The sequence below is a fragment of the Microbacterium umsixpiens genome (genome assembly GCF_053543675.1).
The window spans coordinates 7964-8800 of the sequence record NZ_JBLVOH010000087.1 but is presented as its reverse complement, the minus strand read 5'-3'; the positions used below and the strand labels follow the sequence as shown (position 1 = coordinate 8800).

The 837-nt window shown below is 67.0% G+C and carries 1 protein-coding gene; it reads left to right on the top strand.

Going from position 1 to position 837, the window contains the following annotated elements; genetic code table 11:
* Nucleotides 1-55 precede the first annotated feature (55 nt).
* The coding region (pstC, locus tag ACNPM4_RS08880) for a phosphate ABC transporter permease subunit PstC (protein ID WP_448985436.1) at nt 56-837 on the top strand (782 nt) is incomplete at its 3' end.

The following is an 837-nucleotide window of genomic DNA, read 5'->3' as shown; positions in this document are numbered from 1 at the left end:
CCCACCTCCCGGTCAGTATCCGATCCACATCTACCCGGCCCGAAACAGGGAGATCATGAGCACGACCGCGCAGGCGACCACACCGGCACCGGCCACAGCGCCGCCCGCACCGATCAAGGCGAAGCAGCGACTCGGAGACCGGGTCTTCTCCGGCACCGCGCTCGGGGCGGGGATCATCATCCTCATCGTCCTCGCGCTCGTCGCCGCCTTCCTCTTCATCCAGAGCCTCCCGGCGTTCCAGCTCGACACCAGCGACAACCACATCCTCAAGGGCGAATCCTTCTGGGTGTACGTGTGGCCGCTGGTCTTCGGCACGCTCTGGGCCTCGTTCATCGCCCTGCTCATCGCCGCTCCGATCGCCATCGGCATCGCCCTGTTCATCTCGCACTACGCGCACCGGAGGCTCGCGGCCTTCCTCGGATACGTCATCGATCTGCTCGCCGCCGTGCCGTCCGTGGTGTTCGGCCTCTGGGGCGGGCTGGTGCTCGCTCCCCTGCTGCAGCCCATCTACGCCTGGCTGAACACGAACGCCTCCTGGGTCCCGTTCTTCGGCGGTCAGGTCTCGTCGACGGGCAAGACGATCCTCACCGCGGCCCTCGTGCTCGCGGTGATGTGCATCCCGATCATGACGGCTATCTGCCGCGAAGTCTTCCTGCAGACACCGAAGCTCCACGAAGAAGCGGCACTCGCCCTCGGCTCCACTCGCTGGGAGATGGTCCGTATGGCGGTTCTCCCCTTCGCCCGCGGTGGCATGGTGTCCGCCGCGATGCTGGCCCTGGGACGAGCACTCGGCGAGACCATGGCCGTGACCATGGTGCTCTCCCCCTCGGCCGTCGT